The organism is Catenulispora pinistramenti (genome assembly GCF_018274385.1).
In the GTDB taxonomy this organism is placed as follows: domain Bacteria; phylum Actinomycetota; class Actinomycetes; order Streptomycetales; family Catenulisporaceae; genus Catenulispora; species Catenulispora pinistramenti.
The window spans coordinates 1-3,532 of sequence record NZ_JAAFYZ010000419.1 but is presented as its reverse complement, the minus strand read 5'-3'; the positions used below and the strand labels follow the sequence as shown (position 1 = coordinate 3,532).

3 protein-coding genes are annotated in these 3,532 nt (G+C 71.8%); 1 reads left to right on the top strand and 2 read right to left on the bottom strand.

The genetic code is table 11. The annotated features are described in order from the left end of the window. On the bottom strand, positions 1 to 1,300 hold a 1,300-nt coding region (locus KGQ19_RS48010; protein WP_212022242.1), incomplete at its 3' end, for an MFS transporter. 203 nt (positions 1,301 to 1,503) lie between these two features. Between KGQ19_RS48010 and KGQ19_RS48005 the strand changes: the two genes are divergently transcribed. Further along, positions 1,504 to 2,409, top strand: coding sequence for an ADP-ribosylglycohydrolase family protein (locus KGQ19_RS48005; RefSeq protein WP_212022241.1), 906 nt, complete (start codon positions 1,504 to 1,506; stop codon positions 2,407 to 2,409). A 216-nt stretch (positions 2,410 to 2,625) separates the two neighbouring features. Here the strand turns inward: KGQ19_RS48005 and KGQ19_RS48000 are convergent, their stop codons facing one another. Then, positions 2,626 to 3,417 (bottom strand): hypothetical protein, encoded by a 792-nt coding sequence (locus KGQ19_RS48000; protein WP_212022240.1) that lies wholly within the window; start codon positions 3,415 to 3,417, stop codon positions 2,626 to 2,628. Positions 3,418 to 3,532 lie beyond the last annotated feature (115 nt).

The following is a 3,532-nucleotide window of genomic DNA, read 5'->3' as shown; positions in this document are numbered from 1 at the left end:
CCCGGCCCACCGCCCGCTCCGCGCGCAGCGCCGCGAACCGCTGATAGCCCAGCATCGCGGCGGCCAGCGCGACCCCGATCGCACCGGTCGTGGCGAAGGACCAGGCCGGGGACGAGGCGTCCACCACCGTCCCGGCCAGCGGCGCGCCGATCGCCCCGCCGAGCGTCATCGCAGAGCCCTGCAATCCCATCGCCTGTCCGCGCGCCGAGGCCGGCACCGCCGCCGCGACCGCCTCGGCCGTCGAGGACAGCGTCGGCGCGCACATGAAGCCGGCCGGCAGCAGGATCAGCGCCAGGCACCACCATCCGTACTGGCCGACGAAGCCGACCGGGATGGTCCCGGCGCCGAGCAGCATCATCAGCACCGGCAGGCGCCAGGGGCGCTCGGTCGAGCCGTGCCAGAAGCCGCCGATCAACGACAGCAGACACCAGGCGAATATGCAGACCCCGGCCATGCTCACCGCGTTCTGCTGGCGCAGCAGCGCGGTGATGGAGATGTCCGTCCCGGCCAGGACCAGGTTCGCCGCCATGCCGGTGGCCAGCACCAGCACGAAGCCGGGCCGGACCCAGGTGGCCAGCGGTATCTTCGCCGGCTGCGCGGGGCGCCTCGCGCCTTCGGTGCGCCCGGTACCCGCGGTTCCCTCAGTACCTTCGGTGCCTTCGGCCCCTTCGCCGGTCCCCGCCCGGCCGTCGGCCTCGGCCTCGGCCCGGACCCCGATCGGCGGGTCCAGCACCCACAGCGTCACCACCGACCCGACCGTCAGCAGTCCGATGACCGCCATCGTCACGGTCGCCGAGTGCATCGAGGTGATGGCCGCGATCGCCAGCGCCGGCCCGACCATGAAGACCAGCTCCACGATCATCGAGTCCAGGGCGAACGCCTGGCGCCGCATCCCGTCCGGCACCCGGGCCGCGACCGCCTGCCGGATCACCGAGAACACCGGCACGCCGAGCAGCCCGCCGAGCACGAACGTGGTCACCAACAACACCGGATAGGGCAGGAACGGCGCGCTCACCCAATACATCGCCTCCGACACCCCGGTCAGCGCGAGCACCGGCTTGAGGCCGCGCCGGTCGACCATCCGCCCGAGCAGCGGCGACCCGATGCCCATCCCGATCGTCATCACCATGCTCGCCAACCCGGCCGCGGCATAACTGCCGCCCTGGTCCAGCACGATGTGCAAAGTCAGCGCCATCGCCTTGGCGGTCAACGGCAACCGCGCCACGAAAGCGACGACGAACAACGCCCGGGCCCCGGGCATGGCCAGAATTGGCCGGTAAGGGGCGAATAGCTTGGTCACTTGTTTCCTTCCCGGCCCGATCATCGCAGATGCCACCGACGAAGACGAGTCGGTTACCGGCCCTTGGACCGTCCTTGGACCGTCCTCGGACCGTCCTCGGGCCGTCCTCGGACCGGCGCACGGACCGGCGTTCGGAAAGCGGCGTGCGGCACGCCGCCGAAGCAGGGTGAGTTAGTGGTGTGCCATGCGGTAAGAAGTGGAATATGACCGACGACCGCTCCCTGGCCCGCGCCGTCGCGTCGCTCCGCGGCTTGGCCGTGGGCGACGCGGTGGGCGCCTGCTACTTCATCCCGTTGAACCAGCCGCTGCTGGCCGACCACCGGCTGCCGCCGGACCCCTGGTACTGGACCGACGACACCGAGATGGCCTGCTCGGTCCTGGCGGTCCTGCGCGACCACGGCCGCGCCGACCAGGACGCGCTGGCCCACTCCTTCGCCGACCACCACGACTTCGACCGCGGCTACGGCGCCGGCGTCAACCGCATGCTGCGGCTGATCCGCCAGGAGGGCGCGCAGTGGCGCGAACAAGCCGAGGGGATGTTCTCCGGCAAGGGATCCTGGGGCAACGGCGCCGCGATGCGGGTGGCCCCGCTCGGCGCCTGGTACGGCTCAGCCGACCTGGACCGCGTGGTGGCCGAGGCGACGGCATCGGCGGAGGTCACGCACACCCACCCGGAAGGCGTCGCGGGCGCCGTCGCGGTAGCCGTCGCCGCCGCCCTGGCCGCCGATTCCGACCTGACCGGCCACGCCTTCCTCGACGAGATCGCCGAGCGCACTCCGCCCGGCCTGGTCCGCGACGGCATCGGCAACGCCATGGCCCTGCTGCCGCTCACCGACCCCCGCAGCGCCGCCGCGTCCCTGGGCAACGGCCGCTACATCTCGGCACCGGACACCGTCCCCTTCTGCCTGTGGGTAGCGGCCAAGCATCCGAACGACTTCCAGAACGCCTTCTGGGACACCGCGATCGTCGGCGGCGACATCGACACGACCTGCGCGATCGTCGGCGGGATCGTCGCGGCGCGGGTCGGGGTGGCGGGCATCCCGGAGGAATGGCTGAAGCGGTGCGAGGCGCTACCCGAGTGGGTCGGTCTCGGCCCCGGTCTCACCTGAGCCACCCGACGCGGGCGAGAACGCGGCGCGCGAGGTGCCGGCGACCCGCGTCGGCATCACCGGAGTCGACGAGAACCGAAATCGAGAACACCGGTATCGAGAACACCGGTGCCCCGCGTCACCCCATGACGCGGGGCACCGAGCTACCCGCCGGCGAAGCCGGACCGGGCGTTCAGGTGCGGCCACGGCTCACTCGCCACAACCGGGAGGCGAGCATCAGGCCTCATCCGGCAGCGCGTAACGCCAGCTACAGATCCGCAGCCCCTTAGCCGCGCGATACACCACCGCACCCGGCGGCGTCCCGGACGGCCCATCGGGAGCAGTAGCGACGCATGCAGCGCGCACGGCCGCGGCAGCCGCGCCGTCGGCAACGTCCACCTCAAGGCAGTTGCCCGGCTGCCCCGCGCCCGGTTGCGGCAGCGCGGTCGGCCACGGCTTCTCCGGAGAAGCGCCGCCGGTCGTCGGGCACTGCACTGCGTAGCGGACGCGGGTGGCGGTGTAGGGCGTGGTGGCGTAGGTGGTGAGCTTCTGGAGCTTGTCGAAGGCATCGGCCACCGGCACCGGGTACTGGCCCTCGCGCCCGGCGGCAAGCCCTAGTGCATGCACGAGTTGATACTTGCCGCCCGGTTGAAGCACGCCGACAGCCGTGGTCGCCGCGTCCGGAATCGGGTGCCCATCCTTCGGCTGCAACACCGTCCCCGGCTGGCCCGCGAGGTCCGGTTGCAGAGCACTGACAACCACCGCGAGCGCCCCCGGCGTGAGTGTGAGCTTCTTGGCGGCGCCGAACACGACTACCCCGTCGGAGTACACGGCAACCGTCGGCGGCGCCAGCGCATTCGGCGCATGGAAGCCGCCCGAGTAGCTGAGCTCCGCCAGCCGCTGCACGGGCCCGCCCTGCGGCAGGACCGGGTCGGCGGACGGGCTGGGCGGCGCGGCGGAGGTCGAGCTGTGACACCCTGCCACGCTGGCGATCAGCACGACAGCGCACAAGTACTTGCTCAGCCTCATACCCATTGGACGCGGACGACCCCGGGCTGGTTCCGCACGACATTGCGTTCGGGTGACACAGGGCACTTACTCCGGGAAGTGATCGCCCGGCAGCGGTTCTCACCCACCCCCCAGC

Excerpts from the sequence above, each read along its gene's own strand:
- KGQ19_RS48005 (WP_212022241.1), top strand. The coding sequence starts at position 1,504 with ATGACCGACGACCGCTCCCTGGCCCGCGCCGTCGCGTCGCTCCGCGGC.
- KGQ19_RS48000 (WP_212022240.1), bottom strand. The coding sequence starts at position 3,417 with ATGAGGCTGAGCAAGTACTTGTGCGCTGTCGTGCTGATCGCCAGCGTG.